Origin of the sequence: Rhizobium gallicum bv. gallicum R602sp, assembly GCF_000816845.1 — a bacterium.
In the GTDB taxonomy this organism is placed as follows: Bacteria; Pseudomonadota; Alphaproteobacteria; order Rhizobiales; family Rhizobiaceae; genus Rhizobium; species Rhizobium gallicum.
This window is the reverse complement of record NZ_CP006880.1, coordinates 2,438,602-2,460,951: the sequence shown is the minus strand read 5'-3', so window position 1 is coordinate 2,460,951 and position 22,350 is coordinate 2,438,602. Positions and strand designations below refer to the sequence as shown.

General features: G+C 60.9%; 20 protein-coding genes. 15 read left to right on the top strand and 5 right to left on the bottom strand.

Going from position 1 to position 22,350, the window contains the following annotated elements:
- Nucleotides 1-257 precede the first annotated feature (257 nt).
- Genes RGR602_RS34755 through RGR602_RS34745 form a run of 3 tightly spaced genes read left to right on the top strand, consistent with a single transcriptional unit; the run spans nucleotide 258 to nucleotide 4,005 of the window.
- The gene (locus tag RGR602_RS34755; RefSeq protein WP_040116393.1) at nucleotides 258-734 is read left to right on the top strand and encodes a (2Fe-2S)-binding protein; all 477 of its coding nucleotides are present in this window, start codon (nucleotides 258-260) and stop codon (nucleotides 732-734) included.
- Nucleotides 731-1,714, top strand: coding sequence for an FAD binding domain-containing protein (locus RGR602_RS34750; RefSeq protein WP_040116392.1), 984 nt, complete (start codon nucleotides 731-733; stop codon nucleotides 1,712-1,714). The genes RGR602_RS34755 and RGR602_RS34750 overlap by 4 nt, the downstream gene beginning before the upstream one ends.
- Complete coding sequence (locus RGR602_RS34745) at nucleotides 1,711-4,005, top strand: xanthine dehydrogenase family protein molybdopterin-binding subunit (protein WP_040116391.1); 2,295 nt, start codon at nucleotides 1,711-1,713, stop codon at nucleotides 4,003-4,005. The genes RGR602_RS34750 and RGR602_RS34745 overlap by 4 nt, the downstream gene beginning before the upstream one ends.
- An 87-nt stretch (nucleotides 4,006-4,092) precedes the next feature.
- Here the strand turns inward: RGR602_RS34745 and RGR602_RS34740 are convergent, their stop codons facing one another.
- The gene (locus tag RGR602_RS34740; RefSeq protein ID WP_040116390.1) at nucleotides 4,093-4,554 is read right to left on the bottom strand and encodes a helix-turn-helix domain-containing protein; all 462 of its coding nucleotides are present in this window, start codon (nucleotides 4,552-4,554) and stop codon (nucleotides 4,093-4,095) included.
- 316 nt (nucleotides 4,555-4,870) lie between these two features.
- Here RGR602_RS34740 and RGR602_RS34735 point away from each other — a divergent pair, with 316 nt between their 5' ends.
- The 7 genes from RGR602_RS34735 (at nucleotide 4,871) to scpA (ending at nucleotide 13,400) form a co-directional block, all read left to right on the top strand.
- Nucleotides 4,871-6,073 carry an MFS transporter gene (locus RGR602_RS34735; RefSeq protein ID WP_040116389.1) on the top strand — a complete coding sequence of 401 codons (1,203 nt, stop codon included), beginning with the start codon at nucleotides 4,871-4,873 and terminating at the stop codon, nucleotides 6,071-6,073.
- 157 nt (nucleotides 6,074-6,230) lie between these two features.
- Nucleotides 6,231-7,586, top strand: a complete 1,356-nt coding sequence (locus RGR602_RS34730) for an LLM class flavin-dependent oxidoreductase (RefSeq protein WP_040116388.1) — start codon at nucleotides 6,231-6,233, stop codon at nucleotides 7,584-7,586.
- Between the two features lie 12 nt (nucleotides 7,587-7,598).
- Nucleotides 7,599-8,441 carry an ABC transporter ATP-binding protein gene (locus RGR602_RS34725; RefSeq protein ID WP_052451908.1) on the top strand — a complete coding sequence of 281 codons (843 nt, stop codon included), beginning with the start codon at nucleotides 7,599-7,601 and terminating at the stop codon, nucleotides 8,439-8,441.
- Nucleotides 8,442-8,464: 23 nt separating this feature from the next.
- Nucleotides 8,465-9,529 carry an ABC transporter substrate-binding protein gene (locus RGR602_RS34720; protein ID WP_040116387.1) on the top strand — a complete coding sequence of 355 codons (1,065 nt, stop codon included), beginning with the start codon at nucleotides 8,465-8,467 and terminating at the stop codon, nucleotides 9,527-9,529.
- A 22-nt stretch (nucleotides 9,530-9,551) separates the two neighbouring features.
- Nucleotides 9,552-10,370, top strand: a complete 819-nt coding sequence (locus RGR602_RS34715; RefSeq protein WP_040116759.1) for an ABC transporter permease — start codon at nucleotides 9,552-9,554, stop codon at nucleotides 10,368-10,370.
- 1 nt (nucleotide 10,371) lies between these two features.
- Entirely contained in the window at nucleotides 10,372-11,142 is a 771-nt protein-coding gene (locus tag RGR602_RS34710; protein ID WP_040116386.1) for an ABC transporter permease, read from the top strand.
- Nucleotides 11,143-11,261: 119 nt separating this feature from the next.
- Complete coding sequence (gene scpA, locus RGR602_RS34705; protein ID WP_040116758.1) at nucleotides 11,262-13,400, top strand: methylmalonyl-CoA mutase; 2,139 nt, start codon at nucleotides 11,262-11,264, stop codon at nucleotides 13,398-13,400.
- Nucleotides 13,401-13,677: 277 nt separating this feature from the next.
- On the opposite strand, the gene RGR602_RS34700 is transcribed toward scpA, so the two are convergent.
- From RGR602_RS34700 to RGR602_RS34690, 3 genes are all read right to left on the bottom strand, one after another.
- Nucleotides 13,678-14,742, bottom strand: coding sequence for an extracellular catalytic domain type 1 short-chain-length polyhydroxyalkanoate depolymerase (locus RGR602_RS34700; protein WP_223844108.1), 1,065 nt, complete (start codon nucleotides 14,740-14,742; stop codon nucleotides 13,678-13,680).
- Between the two features lie 119 nt (nucleotides 14,743-14,861).
- A complete protein-coding gene (locus tag RGR602_RS34695; RefSeq protein WP_170250243.1) occupies nucleotides 14,862-16,028 on the bottom strand; it encodes a fumarylacetoacetate hydrolase family protein in 1,167 nt (388 codons plus the stop codon).
- A gap of 194 nt (nucleotides 16,029-16,222) precedes the next feature.
- Nucleotides 16,223-16,867, bottom strand: a complete 645-nt coding sequence (locus tag RGR602_RS34690; RefSeq protein ID WP_040116383.1) for a ThuA domain-containing protein — start codon at nucleotides 16,865-16,867, stop codon at nucleotides 16,223-16,225.
- Nucleotides 16,868-17,042: 175 nt separating this feature from the next.
- Here RGR602_RS34690 and RGR602_RS34685 point away from each other — a divergent pair, with 175 nt between their 5' ends.
- From RGR602_RS34685 to RGR602_RS34665, 5 genes are all read left to right on the top strand, one after another.
- Nucleotides 17,043-17,441 carry a VOC family protein gene (locus tag RGR602_RS34685; protein ID WP_040116757.1) on the top strand — a complete coding sequence of 133 codons (399 nt, stop codon included), beginning with the start codon at nucleotides 17,043-17,045 and terminating at the stop codon, nucleotides 17,439-17,441.
- A 146-nt stretch (nucleotides 17,442-17,587) separates the two neighbouring features.
- Nucleotides 17,588-17,842 (top strand): DUF2934 domain-containing protein, encoded by a 255-nt coding sequence (locus RGR602_RS34680; RefSeq protein WP_040116382.1) that lies wholly within the window; start codon nucleotides 17,588-17,590, stop codon nucleotides 17,840-17,842.
- An 87-nt stretch (nucleotides 17,843-17,929) separates the two neighbouring features.
- Nucleotides 17,930-19,327, top strand: coding sequence for a c-type cytochrome (locus tag RGR602_RS34675; protein WP_170250241.1), 1,398 nt, complete (start codon nucleotides 17,930-17,932; stop codon nucleotides 19,325-19,327).
- Nucleotides 19,324-19,818, top strand: coding sequence for a (2Fe-2S)-binding protein (locus RGR602_RS34670; protein ID WP_040116381.1), 495 nt, complete (start codon nucleotides 19,324-19,326; stop codon nucleotides 19,816-19,818). Before RGR602_RS34675 ends, RGR602_RS34670 begins: the two co-directional genes overlap by 4 nt.
- Nucleotides 19,818-22,058: a xanthine dehydrogenase family protein molybdopterin-binding subunit gene (locus tag RGR602_RS34665; RefSeq protein ID WP_040116755.1), complete on the top strand. Its 2,241-nt coding sequence runs from the start codon at nucleotides 19,818-19,820 to the stop codon at nucleotides 22,056-22,058. The genes RGR602_RS34670 and RGR602_RS34665 overlap by 1 nt, the downstream gene beginning before the upstream one ends.
- Before the next feature lie 50 nt (nucleotides 22,059-22,108).
- Here the strand turns inward: RGR602_RS34665 and RGR602_RS34660 are convergent, their stop codons facing one another.
- The gene (locus tag RGR602_RS34660) at nucleotides 22,109-22,348 is read right to left on the bottom strand and encodes a DUF2934 domain-containing protein (RefSeq protein WP_040116380.1); all 240 of its coding nucleotides are present in this window, start codon (nucleotides 22,346-22,348) and stop codon (nucleotides 22,109-22,111) included.
- Between the last annotated feature and the right edge of the window lie 2 nt (nucleotides 22,349-22,350).

Genomic DNA, 22,350 nt, shown 5'->3' with positions numbered 1-22,350 from the left:
TCCTGCGGATGAGGACTTGACGCTGCCGCGCAAGCCGCTAGTTTAATCGGAGGCGCCTCCGTTTAACCTGAGGGCCTTGCACCTGTTATCGCAGAAAGAGGCGGAATGTCATGTCTCAATTGCGCAGGCGCCACGAGGTGAAAGCAGATCCCGCAGAGACCGAAACCAGATTTTAGCTGGCGCAGGCGCTTTGCAATTCAAGACCCGGCTATTTTGAATGACGGCGCAAAATTCCTCCGTCGAGGCAGGAGAACACCATGACCCGGACAATCAACCTCAGGCTTGATATCAACGGTGCATCGCACGCGCTTGCTGTCGATCCACGCGTGACGCTGCTCGATGCATTGCGTGAACATCTGGCGCTGACCGGCACGAAGAAAGGCTGCGACCACGGGCAGTGCGGCGCTTGCACCGTCCATATCGACGGCAGGCGCGTGCTTGCCTGTCTCACGCTTGCGGCCCAGGCCGAGGGGCGGCAAGTCACGACAATCGAAGGCCTCGCCGCGGCAGACGGCACCCTTCATCCGGTGCAGGCGGCGTTTCTTGAGCATGATGCTTTCCAGTGCGGCTATTGCACGCCGGGCCAGATCATGTCGGCGGTTGCCTGCATTCGCGAGGGTCATACGGGCTGCGATGGCGAGATCCGTGAATATATGTCCGGCAATCTCTGTCGGTGCGGGGCCCATAACAGCATCGTCGCGGCGGTGCGCAAAGCTGCGGAGATGGCGCGATGAAAGAGTTTTCCTATTTGCGCGCATCGTCGGCCGATCAAGCCCGTGAGGCGGCTGCCCGGCAAGGCGCGATGGTCATTGCAGGCGGCACCACCCTGCTCGATCTTGCCAAATGCGGCATTGCCGCGCCGGAAACGGTCGTCGATATCACATTTCTTTCCGGACTGGACGCAATCTCGTCCAACGAGACAGGCGTTACGATCGGCGCACTTGCCAAGATGAGCGAGGTCGCCGAGCATCGCGTCATAAGAGAAGCGTTCCCTGCGATCTCGCAATCGCTGTCGCTGGCGGCATCCGCCCAGCTTCGCAACATGGCGACGATTGGTGGCAACCTCCTGCAGCGCACCCGCTGTCCGTATTTCCGCGACCCGGCGGTCTTCAAGGCCTGCAACAAGCGCGAGCCGGGTTCGGGATGTTCGGCGATCGGCGGAATGACCCGCAACCACGCCGTGCTCGGCACCAGCGAGCACTGCATCGCCGTCAATCCCGGCGATCTCGCGGTGGCTCTCGTCGCGTTCGACGCGGTGATCCATCTGGGCGCGCGGCAGATTGCTGTCGACGACTTCTTTCTGACTCCGGGCAACACGCCGCACCTGGAGCATAAAATTGAACGCGGTGAACTCATCACCGCCATTTTCATCCCCGCCTCGCAAGCAGCCCGAAGATCGATTTATCTCAAGGTCCGCGACCGGCAATCCTACGAATTTGCTGCCGCCAGCGCTGCTGTCGGCCTCGAGCTGGAAGAGGATGGTAAAACGATCCGCGACCTTCGTGTTGCGCTCGGAGGCGTTGCGACAAAACCGTGGCGCGCCCGCGCGGTCGAACGCGCCTTGGTCGGCAAGACCGTCGAACCGGCGGCGATCGCAAAAGCAAGCGTGCTTGCCATTGAGGGCGCCATCGACCATGGCGCCAACCGGTACAAGATCGACCTGGCGCCACGTGTCGTTGCTCGCGCCATAGAAAGATTGGGAGGTCTGCTATGACCGTCATGGAACCGAATATCAAACGCGGTGATGCAGCAGATGGCGTGCTCGGAGGCCGCCTGTCGCGCTTGGATGGACCGGCAAAGATCACCGGCAAGGCAAACTACGCGCTCGAAAATCAAATCGACGGCGTCGTTCACGGCGTGATGGTCCAGAGCACGATTGCGGCAGGCACAATCAGCTCGATGGACATTTCTGCAGCTGAGGCATCGCCTGGCGTGCTGCTCGTGCTGACCCCGGACAACATCATGGAGCTGAAATCGGCAACCACCTGGGCCGGCACGCCCGGTCCTGAAGGTCCTTATCTCGCGCTGACCAACGAGATTACCTTCAATGGGCAGCATGTTGCAGCCGTGTTCGCCGAAACGCTCGAACAGGCGACCGCTGCCGCGGCGTCGATCAAGGTGAGCTACGTCGAGAAGCCGGCCATCTTCGGCTTCGATGATCCAGGGGCCGGGGAGGGTATTGCGGTCGAGCAAATGACGATTGAGTGGGGTAACGCCGAACAGGCGCTGGCTGAAGCTGCTGTTCGGATCGAAGCTGAGTATAGGACACCGCGTGAATACAACGTGCCGATCGAACCCCACGGGCTAATCGCCAAATGGGACGGCGATGTGCTGACGCTTTGGGAACCGAGCCAATGGGTGGATGGCATGGCGCGCAGCTATGCCGAGTGGTTCGAATTGCCCTTCGAGAATGTGCGGATCATCTCGCCCTATATCGGCGGCGGTTTCGGTTCCAAGGCACTCTCGTTGCCGCACGCGGCAGTTGCGATCATGGCCGCAAGGAGGCTCGGCCGTCCCGTCAAGCTCGCGGTCACCCGCGCGCAGACATTCACTGCCTTCGGCGGCCGCCCTGCCACCCGGCAAACGCTGGCGCTCGGCGCAACGAAGGAAGGAAAGCTGCTCTCGATCGTTCAGCGCGGTGCTAATGAAACGGCGATGACGGGTGCGGCCGTCGAGCCGCTCGGTGCCGTCACCTCGATCATGTATGACGTGCCGAACTTCAGCTCGAGGCAGAACATCGTGCCTGTGCATACGGTTCTGCCCGGCGCGCTTCGTGCTCCCGGCGAAAATCCCAGTGCATGGGGTCTTGAGTCGGCAATCGATGAACTCGCCTATGCCGTCGGCATCGACCCCGTCGAGATCCGTTTGCTGAACTATGCCGAGCAAGACCCGCATGCCAAGATCCCTTGGTCGACGAGACAACTGCGCGAAGCCTTTGCCGTGGGTGGCGAAGCCTTCGGCTGGTCGAAGCGCTCGCCAAAGCCGTGTTCCATGCGGGACGGCAACGCGCTGATCGGCTGGGGTGTGGCGGCAGGCACCTATCCGGTACGCCGCACGCCCGGTGAGGCACTCGTGCGAATCCTTGCCGATGGTACGGCGGAGATTGCAAGCAGCAGCATCGACATGGGCCAGGGGACCTATACCATCATGGCCCAGACTGCTGCTGAAGTCCTTGGCATCCCCGTCGAGAAGATCCACGTCAAGCTCGGCGACTCGGCCTTGCCGCGAGCGCCCGTCGCTGGCGGCTCGCAGCTTGCAAACCTGATGACGGGTGCCGTTCATAAGGCCGCCCTTGCCGCGCGCGACGAGTTGATCGGGCTTGCTCTCAACGATGTGAATTCGCCGTTCCGGGACGCGCAGGCCAATACGCTCACGATCTCCGAGGGCCGGATCCTGCCGCCGAGGGGAGAAGGTGAAGGCGTTGCGATTGCAGACTTCATGCGGCAGATCGGCCGTGAGAAGGTCGAGACGCTGCGTGACACGCTGCCGGAAGACAAACGGGATGGAAAGGACCGCTACGACAACTTTACGACGATGATGACGATGAAGGCGCCGACTGAAGGCGGCTATTCGCTCCATAGCTGGTGTGCGCATTTTGTCGAGGTTCGCGTCGACGAGGATTTCGGCACGGTCCGCGTCTCGCGCATGGTTTCCGCGCTCGATTCGGGAAGGCTCTACAACCCGAAGCTCGCCGAAAGCCAGTGGCGCGGCGGCATCATCATGGGCATTGGCCAGGCGTTGCTGGAGGAAGGTATTGTCGACGAACGATATGCCCGCGTGATCAACAACAATCTGGCCGACTATCTCGTGCCGACCAATTCGGATGTGCCCGATCTTCAGGTGATTTCCGTCGGCATCCCCGATTACCGTGCCTCGGTGCTCGGCGGCAAGGCTGTTGGCGAATTGCCAATCGTCGGGGTGGCACCTGCGATCGCCAACGCGGTCTTTCACGCAACCGGCAAGCGCATCCGTTCGTTGCCGATCACGCTGGAGAAGCTCATCTAGGCTGAGCACTGCGAATAAAGAACGCTCCCACGGCTCCGGCAGGGCCCGGCCGGGGAGCGTTGCGGTTCTCCCGGCAGCGGTTTTTCCTCAAGCGTCGAGCGCAGCGCTCGTCTCAGAATTTGCCGGATCGACAGTCATATCCCGGCGCTCTCCGGCCTGGGCCATCGCCTTGACGAGGGAAAGGACCTTTTCACGCACGGTTGGGTCGGTGATCTTCAAGAAAGCGCGATTAAGCGCCAGCCCTTCCTTCGAACGCAGGAATTCTCCGACCGGGTCGAAATTTTCGGAGGGCTCCAGTCCGTCGAGGCTCAGCGGCTGCGCGGCGTCCTGCTGGAAGAAGAAGCTCGGCGGTACGGCAAGCACTTCGGCAATCTTTTGCAGCCGGCTTGCGCCGATGCGGTTCATGCCCTTCTCGTATTTCTGCACCTGTTGAAAGGTAACGCCGATCTGGTCGGCCAGCCGCTCCTGGCTGAACCCCAACAGCAGTCTTCGCATCCTCACGCGCGAGCCCACGTAGACGTCGATTGCATTAGGAGCTTTTGCGTTCATTTTTGGGTTCCATGGACTGTGTTGACGGGGCGCCCTTGCGAGGCGGCATTTCGGGCAGAATGATAGTGTATGAGCACATAGGAAAATTCAATTGGTACTTTCTTGTGGCGGAATCATTCATGCAGCAATACAGGCGTTCCAGCGAAATTAAAGCATCGGCGTACCAAACTTGGGAAAACTGGGCTGTAACTGACGCGCAAGTTGCGGTAAATGCTCTGCTTGCGGCGCCGGGAGCTTCCCCAAGGCTCCAGTCGCCGGATTCATCTTATGAAGAAGTAATCGGCGGCCCGCGCAGCGGTCCGCGGGAGAAATGCCTATGGCCGTATTGAGCGAGACTTCCCCGCGTTTTGAGAAGACGACGATGTCGATCCTCGTGGCTGTCAGCTTCTGCCATATGCTGAACGACATCATGCAGTCGCTGCTTTCCTCGCTTTATCCGCTCTTCAAGGCAAACTACGATCTCGATTTCGTGCAGATCGGACTTCTGACGATGACGTTCCAGGTCACGGCTTCCCTGTTGCAGCCCTTTGTGGGGATCGTCACCGACCGCTGGCCGATGCCTTACTCCCTGCCGGTCGGCATGGCCAGCACCTTCTGTGGCCTGATCCTGCTCGGCAATGCCGCAAGTTTCGAATTGTTGCTGGTGGCTGCGAGCCTCATCGGTTTTGGTTCGGCCGTCTTTCATCCGGAATCGTCGCGCGTTGCGCGTCTTGCCTCCGGCGGCCGTCACGGTTTTGCGCAATCCTTCTTCCAGGTCGGCGGCAATGCCGGCCAGGCCATTGGGCCGCTGATTGCCGCCTTCGTGGTGCTGCCGCTCGGCCAGCACAGCGTCTCCTGGCTCTCCGCCATCGCGATGATCGGCATCGTCGTGCTCGGCTGGGTCGGCAACTGGTTCATGAGCCACCGCCGGCAGAATGCCGGAAAGCCTGCGGTGAGTCGTGCGCTGCCATTGCCGCAGAACAAGGTGATCGTTGCGCTCATCATTCTCGTCTTGCTGACGGCGACGAAGAATGTCTACATGGCGAGCGTGTCGAGCTACTTCACATTCTATGTCATCGACAGATTCCAGCTCGATGTGCAGCAGGCCCAACTGATGCTGTTCCTCTTCCTCGGTTCGGTCGCTGTCGGCACCTTCCTCGGCGGGCCGATCGGCGATCGCTTCGGCTCCCGTTTCGTAATCTGGTTCTCGATCCTTGGGGTTATTCCCTTCGCGTTGCTGCTGCCTTATGCAAACCTCTTCTGGACTGGAATCCTCAGTGTCGTGATCGGCCTTGTCTTTGCCTCTGCGTTCTCGGCGATCGTCGTCTTCGCGCAGGAACTCGTGCCGGGTCGTGTCGGCCTGATCGCCGGCGTCTTCTTCGGCTTCGCCTTCGGGGCGGGGGGACTGGGCGCTGCCTTCCTCGGCGATTTCGCCGACAGTCACGGCATCGAGTTCGTCTACCGGATCTGCTCGTATTTGCCGCTGCTCGGCCTGCTCACGATTTTCCTGCCGCGCATCCCGAGGCACAAGGCCGTCTGATCCGGCCACCCCCAATCTCGACCGCAATGCTTTCCCGCCCCGGTGTGAAAGCCCTAGAGATTTAATTTCCCGGATCAAACCGTAATAGAATACTATTTCTATGGATTATAGTCATTGTTGTTAGGCTTTCCGGATCGCCATTGCCGAGGAGAGCAACATGACCGACATTCGCCGAGAGCTCAAACTTGGAGCCTTTCTCTATCCGACGGGCCACCATGTTGCTGCCTGGCGCCACCCGGACGCACAAGCCGATGCCGGCTCCAACTTCGCCCATTATGTTGCGCTTGCGCGGGCTGCCGAAGCTGCAAAATTCGATCTCATCTTCATGGCGGATGGTGTCGGTACCCGCGGCACGGACATCGAAGCGCTGAGCCGTACCGCCATCCGCTACGTCGCGCAGTTCGAACCGATCACCCTTCTTTCGGCACTTTCCGCCGTAACCACGAATATCGGTTTTGTGGCAACCGCCTCCACGTCCTACAACGAGCCTTATCATATTGCCCGCAAATTCGCCTCCCTCGATCACATCAGCGGCGGTCGGGCTGGCTGGAACCTCGTTACTTCGTCGAGTGAACATGAGGCCCATAATTTCGGTCGCGACGAGCACTATGCCCATGCCGAGCGCTACGAACGAGCCGAGGAATTCGCCGACGTGGTTCGCGGCCTTTGGGATACCTGGGAGGAAGATGCCTTTCCTCGCGACAAGGGAAGCGGCATCTATTTCGACCCCGACAAGCAGCATATCCTCAATCACAAGGGCAAGCATTTCAAAGTCCGCGGGCCGCTGAACGTTGCCCGTGCGCCACAGGGACATCCGGTGCTGGTTCAGGCAGGTTCCTCCGAGCCCGGCCAGGAACTTGCCGCCCGCACCGCGGACGTGGTCTTCACCGCCCACCAAACGACCGAGGATGCGCGCGCCTTCTATGCGGACCTCAAGGGCAGGCTCGCAAAATACGACCGCAACCGCGACGATCTGAAGGTCATGCCCGGCATCTTCCCAGTCGTCGGGCGTACCGAGCAGGAGGCGCAGGACAAGTTTCAACAGATCCAGAACCTCATCCACCCGGCCGTCGGGCTGTCGATGCTCGCTGGCATGGCAGGCTCGATCGATCTGTCGCAATACCCGCTGGACGGCCCAGTGCCGGAGCTTCCCGAAACCAACAGCAGCAAGAGCCGCCAGAAATTGCTGCTCGATCTTGCGCGCCGCGAGAACCTCACCATCCGCGACCTTTATCTTCGCATCGCCGGCGCCCGCGGTCATTACCAGGTCGTCGGAACGCCGGTGCAGATTGCCGACAAGATGGAGGAGTGGTTCACGACGGGTGCTGCCGACGGCTTCAACATCATGCCGCCGCATCTGCCGGTCGGCCTTTACGATTTCATCGAGCATGTTCTGCCGGAGCTTCGCCGCCGCGGCCTTTTCCGCAGCGACTACGAAGGCCGGACGCTTCGTGAAAATCTCGGGCTCGGCGTGCCGCACCATCCGGCCCGCGCCCAGATCGCTGCCGAATAAGGGGCAAACAACATGACCAGTTCGACCCATATCGAAATCCGCAGCGTCACCCGCGATTTCCAGGTGAACGGCAGCAAGCTCACCGCACTCGACGATATCAGCCTCGATGTCGCAGAGGGTGAATTCGTGACGATCGTCGGCGCCAGCGGCTGCGGAAAATCGACGCTGCTGCGCCTTGGCGCCGGACTCGATACGGCCTACGACGGCTCGATCGCCCATGCCGGAAAAAGAGTAACCGGTCCCAGCCTCGACCGCGGCATCGTCTTCCAGGAGCCACGGCTGTTTCCCTGGCTGACCGTCGGCCGCAATGTTGCGCTCGGGCTTGAGAACGCCGGCCTTGGCAAGGCCGAAAAGAAGCGTCTCGTCGAGGAGCATCTGGAGCTGGTCGGCCTGTCGGCCTTCGCCGATGCCTATCCGCACCAGCTGTCGGGCGGCATGGCCCAGCGCGCAGGCATTGCCCGCGGGCTTGTCAACCGGCCGAACGTGCTTTTCCTCGATGAGCCCTTTGGCGCACTCGACGCGATCACCAAGACGCGGCTGCAGGACGAGCTTCAGGACATCTGGGCGAGCGAGCGCATCACCATGATCCTCGTCACCCATGATGTGGAGGAGGCGGCCTATCTCGGCGACCGCGTCGTCGTGATGTCGCCACGTCCCGGCCGCATCCGCGAGATTGTGCCTGTCGATCTGCCGCGGCCGCGCGACCGGACCTCGGCAGCACTTTCTAAAATCCGCAACCGCGTGCTCGAAAGCCTCGGCACCACGACGAAGGCTGGCCCACAGCAGAGCCCCGGTGTTCCCTCGAAGGCCCGCAAGGTGGCTGGACTGCGTTCAGCCATTGCCGCTGCCGGCTAAATCTGTCGAAACGGAGAGAAATCATGAAACTTGCATCCCTTGCCGCAGGCATTGCGCTTGCACTTGGCCTCTTCACTGATGCGCTAGCTGAGGAACCGATCGTCATTCACGTCGGCTATGCGGCAATCGGCGTCGATAACCGGCCTTACTCGGAGGGCACATCGGCGGCTACGGCGCGTGCTGGTGAATACCTGGAGAAGGAGTTCGCAAACGATCCGAACATCAAGATCGAATGGACATTCTTCAAGGGCGCCGGCCCGGCGGTCAATGAGGGCTTTGCCAACGACCAGCTCGATTTCGCCTACCAGGGCGACCTGCCCTCGCTGATCGGGCGGGCAACCGGCTTGAAGACCAAGTACCTGCTGGCAAGCGGTGCGCGCAAGCCACTCTATCTTGCTGCCGCAAAAGCCTCCGGCATCAAGAGGATCGAGGACCTGAAGGGACGCAAGATCGCCCTGCAGCGCGGCACGAACGGTCATCTTGCCGCCATCAAGGTGCTTGCGGCTCACGGACTGAATGAGCGCGACGTGCAGGTCGTCAATCTCGACAGTGCCGGAACGGTCGCTGCGCTGACGAGCAAGGACATCGACGCAGCCTTTGGCGACACGCAGCTCATCAACCTGGCGGCCAAGGGTGCAGCCGACATCATCTACACGACCAAGGGCGATGATCCGCGCTTTGGTCGCAATGCCGGCGTGATCGGCCGCCAAGCCTTCATCGAGGCGCATCCGGAAATCACGCAGCGCGTCGTCGATGCCTTCGTCAAGGCGGCGAAATGGTCGTCCGACGAGCCAAATCGTCCCGCGCTTTTCGAACTCTGGCACAAATCCGGCACGCCGGTTCCGATCCTGGAGGAATATTTCAGCAACGACACGCTGGCTTACCGCAACTCACCGCTCATCGATGACCTGCTGGTGTCGCAGTACAAGGAGCAGGCGGTAAAGGGCAAGGAGTTCGGTCTCATCCGCCGCGATGTCGATCTCAACGGCTGGTTCGAGCCGAAATACTTGAACAGTGCGATCGAACGGCTCGGCCTCAAGGATTTCTGGCAATCTTACGGCGCAGATGGAAAACCTCACGCATCGTGAGCTGACGCAAACGGAGACGGGCATGGCTGCATTCTTCGAGGCCGCCGGCGATGCCGGCATTCGCATGGCGCGACGACGGCGAAGCCGCGTCGTCTTCGGCGTCGCCGGTCTGGTCCTGCCTGCCGCGCTTCTCGGCTTCTGGTGGGTGGCCTCGGCAAAGGGCTGGCTTGCAGAACAAATCCTGCCGCCGCCTTTCATCGTCTATGAGACGGCGCGCGACATGATCGCAAGTGGCGAACTACTCTTTCACGCCGGCGTCAGCCTTCGCCGTGTCATGATCGGCTTTGCAATCGGTTCCCTGGCCGGGCTTTGCCTCGGTATCGCGATCGGCCTGTCGCAGAAAATCGAAGACTATGTGAAGCCGCTCTTCCTTGCCTTTGCGCAAATCCCGACGCTCGGCTGGATCCCGTTGCTGATGCTTTTTGTCGGCATCGGCGAAACGCTGAAGATCATCATCATCGCCAAGGGAGCGCTCGTGCCGATGACGCTGAATACATGTTCGGGCATCCGTGGCGTACTGCCAAAATACGTCGAGGTCGGCGAAGCGCTGTGTTTCGGCCGCTGGCAAAGATTGCGGCTGATCGTGCTCCCGGGCGCCGTCCCCTCGATCTTTACGGGCGTCCGCTACGGTCTAACCCATTCCTGGACCTCGCTAGTCGGGGTCGAACTGCTCGCTTCGTCCGAAGGACTTGGCTATCTGCTCGTCTGGGGCCGGCAGATGTTCTGGCTCGATACGGTCATCGTCGCCATGATTGTCATCGGCCTCGTCGGCTTTGCCATGGACAAGGGCTTGGATCGCACCGAAATGCTGATCCAGCGCTGGAAACGTCAGGAGATATGACATGACCGTGGCACTCTCCGCCCGCTTCCGCCGCGGCGTCACACTGCCGGTCCTTCTTCTTGCTGCATGGGAGGTATCGGCCCGCACTGGCCTTGCCGACCCGCGGTTCCTGCCTTCTCTTAAAGATGTGGCGCTGACGGCCAAGCGTGAGATTTTCGACAACGGCCTCTTTGCCGAACTCGGCTTTTCTTTGATGCGCAATATCGCCGGTTTCTGGATCGGCACCGTCCTAGGCATCGCGTTGGCAACGCTGCTTGCGCTCTCGCGTCCCGCCGACCGGCTGATCTCACCCACCTTCAACGGCATGAAGCAGATTTCGCTGCTAGCCTGGATCCCGCTCATCTCCGTCTGGTTCGGCTTCGGCGAGCAGGCGAAGATCGTCTTCGTGGCACTTGCCGCCTTCATCCCGATTGTGCTCAACACCTATGAAGGAATGCGCAGCGCTCCCGCCGATCTCATTGAAGTCGGCCGGGCGCTGAAATTCACGACCCGCCAACGTATCTTGCGCATCCATCTGCCGTCGGCCATGCCGTCGATTGCCACCGGCGTGCATCTCGGGCTGATCTACTCCTGGCTTGCGACGGTGGGCGCTGAGTACTTCCTCGCCGTCGGCCCGGGCATCGGCGGCCTGGTCATCGCCGGCCGCGAGCGTTTCGACATGGCTCTTGTCATGGTCGGCGTGTTCGTCCTCGGCCTGGTCGGCTTCTCGCTCAACCGTCTCGCCTATGCGCTTGAATCCTACCTCCTGCGCTGGCGGCCGAGACGGACGTGATAGGCGCCACGCTGGACATGGAAATCGCCAGTTTCCTGCGTAAATTATCCGAAGGCCCTATCGCGCCGTATGCGGTTGGAGTGATAGCGTGCGGCCAAAAGGAAATGCCGGAGGAAAACATGGCCAAGAAGACGACCGCGGACTGGGCGGCATTGGCGGAGAAGGAGCTGCGCGCTCCGCCTGAGACGCTGACCTGGCACACCCCGGAAGGCATCGACGTCAAGCCGCTTTACACGGCCGCCGATATCGAAAGGGCGGGGCATCTCGACTCCCTTCCGGGATTTGCACCATTCGTCCGGGGTCCGCGTGCGACGATGTATGCCGGCAGGCCCTGGACAATCCGCCAGTATGCCGGTTTTTCGACGGCCGAGGAATCCAACGCCTTTTACCGTCGCAATCTCGCCGCCGGCCAGAAGGGCCTCTCCGTCGCCTTCGATCTCGCCACCCATCGCGGCTATGACAGCGACCATCCGCGCGTCGAGGGTGACGTCGGCAAGGCCGGTGTGGCAATCGACTCGGTCGAAGACATGAAGATCCTCTTTGACGGCATTCCGTTAAACGAGATGTCCGTGTCGATGACCATGAACGGCGCGGTCATTCCGATCCTTGCCTCTTTCATCGTCGCAGGCGAGGAGCAGGGCTGCGCAAGGGGCGAGCTTTCCGGCACCATACAGAATGACATTCTCAAGGAGTTCATGGTCCGCAACACCTATATCTATCCGCCCGAACCTTCGATGCGGATCGTTGCCGACATCATCGAATATACGGCGAAGGAAATGCCGAAGTTCAATTCGATCTCGATATCCGGCTACCACATGCAGGAGGCGGGTGCGACACTGGTTCAGGAGCTTGCCTTCACGCTGGCTGATGGCCGCGAATATGTGCGCGCCGCAATCGCCAAAGGTCTTAATGTCGACGACTTTGCCGGACGTCTTTCCTTCTTCTTCGGGATCGGCATGAACTTCTTCATGGAGGCGGCGAAGCTGCGCGCCGCCCGGCTGCTCTGGGCGCGGATCATGGAGGAGTTTTCGCCGAAGAAATCGTCCTCGTTGATGCTGCGCACCCATTGCCAGACCTCGGGTGTGTCGCTGGCCGAGCAGGATCCCTATAACAATATCATCCGCACTGCCTTTGAAGCGATGTCGGCGGTGCTGGGTGGCACGCAGTCGCTGCACACCAATTCTTTCGACGAGGCGATCGCGCTACCGACGGAATTTTCCGCGCGCATCGCCCGCAACACGCAACTCATCCTGAGCCATGAGACAGGTGTCACCAGGGTCGTCGACCCGCTCGCCGGCTCCTATTATGTCGAGAGCCTGACGCAGGAACTGGCAGACAAGGCATGGGCTCTGATCGAGGAGGTCGAGGCACTTGGCGGCATGACACGCGCAGTCAACGAAGGCCTGCCGAAGCGGTTGATCGAGGAAGCCGCCGCGCGGCGGCAAGCTGCGGTGGACAAGGGCGATGAGGTTATCGTTGGCGTTAACAAGTACCGCCTCGAAAACGAAGAGCCGATCGACATCCTGGAAATCGACAACAGCGCCGTAAGAGCCGCACAGATCAAGCGGATCGAAGAGACGAAGCGCCGGCGCGACAGCGCCGAGGTCGCCCAAACGCTCGCGTCGCTTGTCGATGTCGCTCGCAGTGGAAAAGGCAATCTCTTGGCTGCGGCCGTCGAAGCGGCCCGTGCGCGCGCCACCGTGGGCGAGATCTCCGATGCCATGCGGAAAGCCTTCGGCGATCACGCCGCGACGCCAAAGGTCATCAAGGATGTCTATGGCGAAGCCTATCGCGACGAGCCGGAGCTTGCGGTCTTGAAGAGCCGGATGTCGGACGTCAGCGCGGCGCTCGGCCGCAGGCCGAAGATCATGGTTGCCAAACTTGGCCAGGACGGCCATGACCGCGGCGCCAAGGTGATCGCATCGGCGTTCGGCGATATCGGTTTTGACGTGCTTGCCGGTCCGCTTTTCCAGACGCCGGAAGAGGCGGCACAAATGGCAATCGGCGAAAACGTCAACGTCATCGGTGTGTCGTCGCTTGCCGCCGGCCACAAGACGTTGCTGCCGCAGCTCGTCGATATCCTGAAAGCAAAGGGGGGCGGAGATGTCATCGTCATTTGTGGCGGCGTCATCCCGCGCCAGGACTATCAGTTTCTGGCTGATCACGGTGTGTCTGCCGTTTTCGGCCCCGGCACGCATGTGCTCGACGCGGCCAACTCCGTGCTGGATCTTATGCAGGGAATCCGGCGCAACCAGTAGTTCCTGCCCGGCATTTGCCCGCTGTTGCAGGCGATCGGCAGGATTTGACTTGCGTGATATTTTTATACGCGCAGGCCAAGCGGGAAGGGAAAATCGCCGAACCTACGTCGCCTGCCGGATGTTGCCGCGCCAATTTTTTTGCCGGCTGCCACCGCGGTGACCGCCAGATGGGGCGCAAAGCTTAGGCTTGCTGCATCGGTTTCGAGGAACCGATGGATCGGCGGCAAGTGGCGACTATCGCCAAGGCAAGAGCCGTTGCTGGACTGCCGGCAGGAGGTTAGCGAAGCAGCCCGGCTGCGCGTAGCGCGTCATTGATGATTTTGCCAACCCGACTGTCGCCGGGCTCCGGTTGAGGGCTTTGTCGCTTGCTCGCGCCAGCCAATTTCCGATCGCCAGATCCCTCGGCAGCGGCGAACTCTGTTGCTTCGACATCGGAATCAGAAGCGAGGCCCCAACTGCGCGCAATGCGTGCGGTTGACGAAATGCCCGCCTCAAGCATGTAGGGCCCCGGTCGGCCGAACGAGGAGCCGCCGTGGGTTGCAAGCGGAAGGCCATGCGCCATGCCTTTGATGGAATAGGTTTCGATGACCGTTCGCCCGTCGGCATCGAACCAGACCTTGTGCTGGTGCCCATTAGACACTTCCGTGCGATCCGGCTCTTTACGTGTCGTGTGAACGGCGCTCCACTGATCCACGATCTGATCTGCATTCCTCGGTCGCACTGTTTGATCATGCGTTCCATGCCACACGGATACAGTCGGCCACGGACCTGCGTGATGTCCGGCACGCCTCAACGCGGACCGCAGCTTCGGGGCGCTCGACGGATTTCGCCCCTGCATTTGTGCGAACGCTTCTGCAACATTGGCGGCCGCGCCATAGGGAAGACCCGCGATGATCGCGCCGCCGGCGAACATCTCAGGATAGGTCGACAGCATCGCGTTCGCCATGGCGCCACCTGCTGAAAGGCCCGTCACGAAAACCCGGTTGGGATCGATGCCCTGTGACTGAACGACATGTGCGACCATTTGGCTGATGGATGCGGCTTCGCCCGCACCGCGTCGTGCATCCCCGGGTTCAAACCAATTGAAACAGAGGTTCGGGTTGTTCGAGTGCTGTTGTTCGGGATAGAGAACCGCAAATCCCCGCCGCTCAGCGAGCTGCGACCATCCAGAACCCAGCGCGTATCCTTTAGCAGTCTGGGTGCAGCCATGAAGTGCTACGACGAGCGGGGTTCGCGTATCCATATGTGTCGGGAGGAACAGCCAAGCCTTGAGCGCGCCGGGATTGGGTCCGAATGCTGCGATCTCGACAAGGCGTTCGTCTGGTGAATCTCGAAAGGACACATGCTTCTCCTTGAGCCAACAAAGGCGCCGAGGATACATATAGGGATGATTGCTGCAGTGCACAAATGCAGGGGGCCAATTGCCGCAGATCCAGGCGGCCGAACTGGACGGAAGCGATGTCAGGCGTGAAGCAGCCCGCGGGCGGCGAGGTTTGCCATCAAAGCCGAAATGCCGAACGTCCATGGGGGGCATTCGGTGGAAAGGCGAACGGTATTGACAAGCGTGCCGAGCCCAGATGAGGAGATCTCGACCACATCCCCGACCTTGTGCGTAAAGCCCTGGTTGGGGGTGTCGCGGTCCTGCGTCGGGGCAAACAGCGTGCCGAGGAACAGCATGAAGCCATCCGGATACTGATGATGAGCCCCGCAGGTCTGCCGGACGAGATCGGTCGGGTCGCGGCTGATCTTCGACATTGAGCTCTTTCCGTTGAGAACGAAGCCGTCCTGGCCGGTGACTTTCAGGTCAAGTTCGGCCTTTCGGACCTCGTCGAGGTCGTACGTGGCGTCGAACAGGCGAACGAAAGGACCGATGGAGCAGGAGGCGTTGTTGTCCTTCGCCTTGCCGAGCAGCAGCGCCGAGCGGCCTTCGACATCGCGCAGATTGACGTCGTTGCCGAGGGTCGCGCCCTTGATTTCGCCGCGGCTGTTGACCGCAAGCACGATTTCCGGTTCCGGATTGTTCCAGGTCGAAATCGGATGCAGGCCAACATCGGCACCCCAGCCGACGGAGGAAAGAACCGGCGACTTGGTAAAGACCTCGGCATCCGGGCCGATGCCGACTTCGAGATATTGCGACCACATGCCTTCGTCAATCAACGCCTGCTTTACCTTTGCCGCTTCCGGAGAGCCTGCTTTGATGTTGGCGAGGCTGCCGCCGATCAGTGTGCCAACGAGGCTCCGGATCGAGGCTGCGCGATCCGGATTGCCGGCAGCTTTTTCCTCAATGACGCGTTCGATCATCGATTGGGCAAAGGTCACGCCGCAGGCCTTCACGGCCTGAAGGTCTGCTGGCGCCAAGAGATAAGGCCTGCCAGCATCCGGCCGGCCGGTGCTGTTTGCTGCCACTGTTTCGAGTGAAGCAAGCCGTTTGCCATCCGCTTCGCGCACGAAACCTGCCGGGTCGGCTTTCTCCAGAAGCGCGCTCAATGTCGGCACTTGCCTGGACGTTATGTCGACTATTTCTCCGTCGCGGATTGTGACAACCGCCGGACCGGCTGCCTGCGGATTCCAGACGCGGCCGACAAACAGGCCGCCCGATGAGGCGTCGTCGAGAAGCTGAGGCATGATGATCTTCCGTCGCAGTTTTTGCTCATGTGATTAGAAATTCGCCGCCCTCCAGCAGCGCCGGAAAATCGATCACATCTGTCGGGGCGGGGCAAGGTCAAAAATACGATCGCAAGCAGTTTGAGAAGTCTTTGGCAAACTGGTGAGGCAGCACATCATTCAGAACTGACCACTGCCCGCGCCGGACCGATACGGGTCTACCGGCGTGCAGCCCAGGCAAGGCCGCGGCGAAGAATGAGACGCATGTACGGATGGTCGAATTCGGCGGCGACATGGCCAAGTGCTGAATAAAAGACGCGGCCCGCGCCAAAATGGCGTTTGAAGACCACCGGCATGACGACATTGCGGGCCGCCTCGTCATATTCGCCGGTGAACGTGGTGGTCGCCAGAATTTCAACGGACGGATCGTAGTGCAGGTAATACTGCTCCGAGTGGTAGTCGAAGTCCGCAATGCCCTGCATCAGCGGATCGTTTTGTCGGCTCACGTTCACGCGAAAGTCGATGATATTGCCCGGATGAGAAACCCAGGTGACGCCCGAAACATAGCGGAACGGTGCACTTTCCTTGAAGGATGTCGCGAGTGCGCCATGATGACCGCCGAGGCCAAGGCCGTCACGAACAGCCATGACCAGCGCATTTGCGTGCGCCTTTTCCAACTGCTCCCCTGTGATGATCGGAACAAGCAGATCGGCTTTAGCAATCACCGGCGAGCCGAAGATGTCGAGATCGCCGGTAATCTCAACTGAAAAGCCGTCTTCCCGCAAAAGTTCGCCGACGACGCTTGCGCATGCTTCCGGTTCGTGGCCCTGCCAGCCGCCCCAAACGATAATCGCTTTGCGCATGCCCTGCCTCCCGGCTTTCGATGGTTAGATCGTGACGTCGTGGCTTTTCCAACCAGATAGCGCCCGATTTCATCGACCGCAAGCCAGGTCGCTTCGATTGCCATCACACGATTTAGTCTTGACGGCGGCGATGGACCGCAGTCAGCTCGAGCATTATCTGTGGGAGGAATTTCGAATGCTGAAATCCTTTGAGCATATCGGCATGACGGTCAGCGATATGGACCGTGCCGTCGCCTTTTATTGCGGTCTCCTCGGCCTTCGGCTGCATCTGCGCAAGACGATGCCGGATGGCTCGCACATTGCTTTTCTCGATGCCGGCGGTGGCATGCTGGAGGTCTTCGCGCCTGCAAGCGGCGCGGTGCGGGCAACCGACATACCCGAGGGTGCCGCCGGTCTGCGCCATCTTACGTTCCTGTTCGGCAGCGTCGCTGAAACCTTCGCAAAGCTCGAAGCGGCCGGAGTTGAGGTGAAGGAGCGCCCGCGTCTTGCTTACAACTCCGAGATTCTGCACAAGGTCGCTTTTCTGCGCGATCCCGACGGCATTCTCATCGAGCTCGCCGAGCGGACCGATTGAGGCAGTTGCTCGGCAACTCCAGTATCTGAGCGGTGCTGCTGTTTCCCGCGTGATACCGCGCTTCCGGTCTGAGGCGAAGTAACAACTCCGTAAGCGAAATCTGGCAACCTCCAGACGAATATTTTTCTCCATTTTAGTTGGGTGTCATGGTTTACAACAAGGAAGATTGGATCAGCCAGCGCGCATATGCCATATGGGAGGCGGAAGGACGCCCCTGCGGGCGCGAGGCCGAGAACTGGCAGCAGGCGGCGGCCGAGTTCGAACAGCTCCAAATGACCAAGGCGTCCGTCGATGGAACTGACCTGATCGAGATGCTGCGCGCCACCGGACGTCTTATGCGCACCAGCGACAATCACCAGGCTCGGATCATTGAAGAGCGCGCCACCATCGCCAAACGCTAGCGATACCAGCACCTATTTCGGGAACAAATTCCTGCTCCTTGCGTTTTGTGCAGTTCGGTTTGCACTCCTGGGAGGGTCATATCGGCAATGCGAGCCATCAGACTGCTGTCGACGATCCTTACCCTCTTCATCGTTTTCGGTCTCGCATTCTTTTTTCTTGCCTGGCGCCCCGAAATCAAGCCGCAAAACCCTTCAGAGGCCATGCGCTTCGATAACGCACTGATCGCCAGGGGATCCAGCCTCGCGGCGGTCGGAAACTGTATCGCCTGTCATACGGTCCCGGGAAAGGAAGCTTTTTCCGGGGGGCTTAAACTGCCGACGCCTTTCGGGATTATTTATTCGACGAACATCACGCCGGACGATGAAACCGGTATCGGACGCTGGAGCGAGGCGGCCTTCCAACGCGCCATGCGCGAAGGCGTGGATCGAAAGGGCGATCATCTTTATCCGGCATTTCCCTATGATCATTTTACCCGCGTCACCGACGAGGACAACAAGGCACTCTATGCCTTCTTGATGACGCGCACGCCCGTCAAGGCGACGGCACCAAAAAACGAGCTACCGTACCTCCTGCATGTCCGCCCGATCCTTGCCGCCTGGAAGCTGGTCTTCTTCGACAAGGGCGCTTTCGCGCCCGATCCGCAGAAAGGCGAGGAATGGAACCGCGGTGCCTATCTTGCCGAAGGCCTCGGCCACTGCGGCGCTTGCCACACCCCTCGCAACGCCTTTGGTGCCGAGGAGCGCGGCAGGCACTTCGGCGGCGGCGAGGCGGAAGGCTGGCAGGCTTATGCGATTAATGCGCAAAGCCCCTCGCCGATCCCGTGGGACAAGGGTTCGCTCGCGTTCTATCTGCGTCATGGCTACCACGCGTTCCACGGCGTCTCGCGTGGTCCGATGGCTGAAGTCACCGGCAATCTCAGTGCGCTTTCCGACAGCGATATCAATGCAATCGCAGCCTATGTCGCCTCGATCATGGGCGAACCGTCTGGCGAACGCGTTCAAAGAGGCGAGGAACTGAAGAAGCAGTTCGTTCCGGAACAGGATGGCGTGGTGACGGCTGCAATCGACGAGACCAAGGCGTCGGCCGAACTTGCGTCTCATCCGGGTGCAGCCATTTATGGCGCGGCTTGTGCGACCTGTCACGAGTCCGGCCGCGCCGCGCCGTTTGGAGGACTGAATTTCAATCTCAGCACCGCCGTCAACGCGCCCAATCCGCAAAATATTGTCAATGTCGTGCTTTTCGGCCTGCCACCGGCCGACGGTGAGCCAAGCGCCGTGATGCCCGGCTTTGCCGGGGCATTGAATGACCAGCAGCTCGCCGATCTGCTCGACTTCATGCGCCGGCGCTTTACGACGCGCGATCCTTGGCCCGATTTGCTGCAACGCGTCAACCGCACACGGTCCGGTGAATATTTTGTCGCCGTCCGCCCCTCGGAAGGAATTGAACGAGCGCCGTCCAATGTCGGCGCGAAGGAGCCGAGATGACAACGCTCAACGTCAACGGACACACTCACGAGGTCGCCAGCGAGCCCGACACACCATTGCTTTACGTGCTCCGCAACGAGCTTAATCTCAACGCCGCAAAATTTGGCTGCGGCCTTGGCCAATGCGGCGCCTGCACCGTCATGGTCGACGGCCAGGCGGTGCTTTCGTGCGTGACGCCGCTCATCGTCGTCGAAGGCAAGGAAATCGTGACCGTGGAAGGGCTTGGAACAGCTGAAAAGCCCGGACCGCTGCAGGCGGCTTTCATCGAGAAACAGGCGGCGCAATGCGGCTACTGCATTCCCGGCATGATGATGAGCGCAGCAGCGCTTCTGAAGCAGAATGCCACGCCGACTGACGAGGAAATCCGATCGGCGTTGCGGACCAATCTCTGTCGCTGCGGCACACATATGCGCATCCTTGCGGCCATCAGGCGTGCGAGTGAACTGATGGAAGCTGCCGGGCTTCCGGCCGCCAAAAGGAGTGCCGGATGATGGATATTCTCACCAGACATGAAATGAGCCGGCGCGGCCTGCTTGCCGGTACCGGCGCTCTTATCGTCAGCTTTTCCGTGATCCGTGCGCTGGCCCAAGAAATACCGACTGCGGCGCCCGAAAAGCCGAAGTTGCCGGGCAGCCTGGATAACGACGGCTATCTCGATAGCTGGATAAGGATCGAATCTGACGGCAAGATCACCGTGTTTACCGGCAAGGTGGAGCTTGGACAGGGGATCGGCACGGCCCTCATCCAGGTCGCCGCAGAGGAACTGGAAGTCGATCCCTCAGACATCACGCTCGTGACCGCCGATACGGGGCGCACCCCCGACGAAGGGTTCACGGCAGGTAGCCAGTCGATGCAGAACAGCGGTACTGCCATCCGCAATGCAGCCGCGCAGGTTCGCGAGCTGCTGATCGCCGAGGCAGCGCGCCGATTTAACCTGCCCCCGGACCAGCTCAGGGCGAAAAAGAAAAGCGTCTCCGGACCGGACGGCAGATCGGCGACCTATGGCGCGCTGGTGTCGGGCCAGTTCCTGCACGTCGAAGCCCAGCCGCAATCGAAACTGAAACAGCCCGACGCGCTGAGCATCATCGGTCGTGATGTGCAGCGCATCGACATCCCGGGCAAAGTCACCGGTGCTGCAGCCTATGTGCAGGACCTGCGCCTCGAAGGAATGGTGCACGCGCGCGTAATCCGTCCGCCGAGCTATGGTGCAACATTGAAAGACATCGACGCCACGGCGGCCGCCGCCATGGCTGGCGTCATCTCGGTCCTCCGCGACGGCAGCTACCTTGCCGTCGTGGCGGAGAAAGAATGGCAGGCGATCAAGGCCATGCGCGCCGTCGAAAAAGCGGCGCGGTGGGACGAACCTGCAACGCTACCGGAACAGAGCGATCTTGCCGGCGCTCTCACAGCTCTGGAAAGGGAGGTCGGCACAGTGGCCGAATCCGGCCATCCGAGCTTCCCGAACGGCGCGATCTACGAGGCAACCTTCACGCGGCCCTACCAGATGCACGGTTCGATCGGTCCTTCCTGTGCGGTCGCGCATCTGAAGGCCGACGGCAGCCTCGATATCTGGTCGCACACGCAGGGGGTTTTCCCCGATCGGAGTGCGATTGCCCAGATGCTGGCGATGCCGGAGGAGAAGGTGCGTGTCATCCACATGGAAGGGTCCGGCTGCTACGGGCACAACGGTGCTGACGACGCAGCTGCCGACGCAGCACTCATCGCCATGAAAATTCCCGGCCGTCCTGTGCGTGTCCAGTGGATGCGCGAACAGGAGCATATGTGGGAACCTTACGGGCCTGGCATGGTGTCCAAGGTCCGGGCATCGCTTGATGCAAGCGGCAGGATCGACAACTGGACCTATGATGTGTGGAGCAATAGCCATAGCACGCGCCCCGGCAATGCCGGCTCGTTGCTTGCCGGCCGCGCCAAGGAACAGCCGACGCCCTTAGAACCGTCGAAACTCAGCATCAGTCCCAATGGCAGCGGCGATCGGAATGCCGATCCTCTCTATGCGATCCCGAACCGCCGGGTGCTGTGGCATTTCCTGCCCGACATGCCGCTACGGGTTTCGGCGCTGCGCGGCCTTGGTGCTTATGCCAATGTCTTCTCGATCGAAAGCACCATGGACGAGCTGGCAATTGCCGCCAAAGCCGATCCTGTCGAATTCCGCCTGCGTCATCTGGAAGATGATCGTGCCAGCGACGTCGTGAAGCTCGCGGCCGACAAATTCGGCTGGGGGAGGGGCGAAGTGCCTTCCGGTCATGGTCGCGGCTTTGCTTTTGCGCGGTACAAGAATCGTGCCGCCTATCTGGCGGTCGCACTGGAAGCGAAGGTCGAGCGCGAAACCGGGCGCGTGCAGGTGCTGCGCGCCGTTGCCGCCATCGATGCCGGCCAGGCCGTCAATCCCGACGGGATCCGCAACCAGACGGAGGGCGGTATCCTGCAATCGATCAGTTGGACGCTCTATGAAGCCGTCACCTTCGATCGCACCCGCATTACCAGCACCGATTGGTCGAGCTATCCGATACTGCGCTTCGGGAGCGTTCCACAAAGCGTGGAAGTGCATATTCTCGATCGGCCCGGCCAGCCCTTCCTCGGCACAGGCGAGGCGGCGCAGGGACCGACCTGTGCAGCACTCGCCAACGCACTTCGCAATGCGACGGGAAAGCGCCTGGTCGATCTGCCATTATCGCGCAACAGGGTAAGAGAGGCGACCCGTCTCGGCTGATAAGAGCTTTAGCCGCTTCTGGTTGTACGGACTGCAGGACTGCATACCCTTCAGCCGCTGGCGATCGCTGGCTGGCGCCTGGAGGGTTTCAGCGACGTGGCCGGTGGTCTTGGTTTGAACCGGACCAGCACCTCGCGCCCGTCCACAGAAGCCTGCGTGCGCTCCAGCTCGTCGCGCTCTCGCACTGCCTGTGCCCAGTGCTCGGCATCGCGGCCATGTGGGCGCCCGGACGCTTCCCAAAGTGCATAGGCCCTCTTGGCGATCCATTCGTTCCTGTCGTGGCGGCTCATTG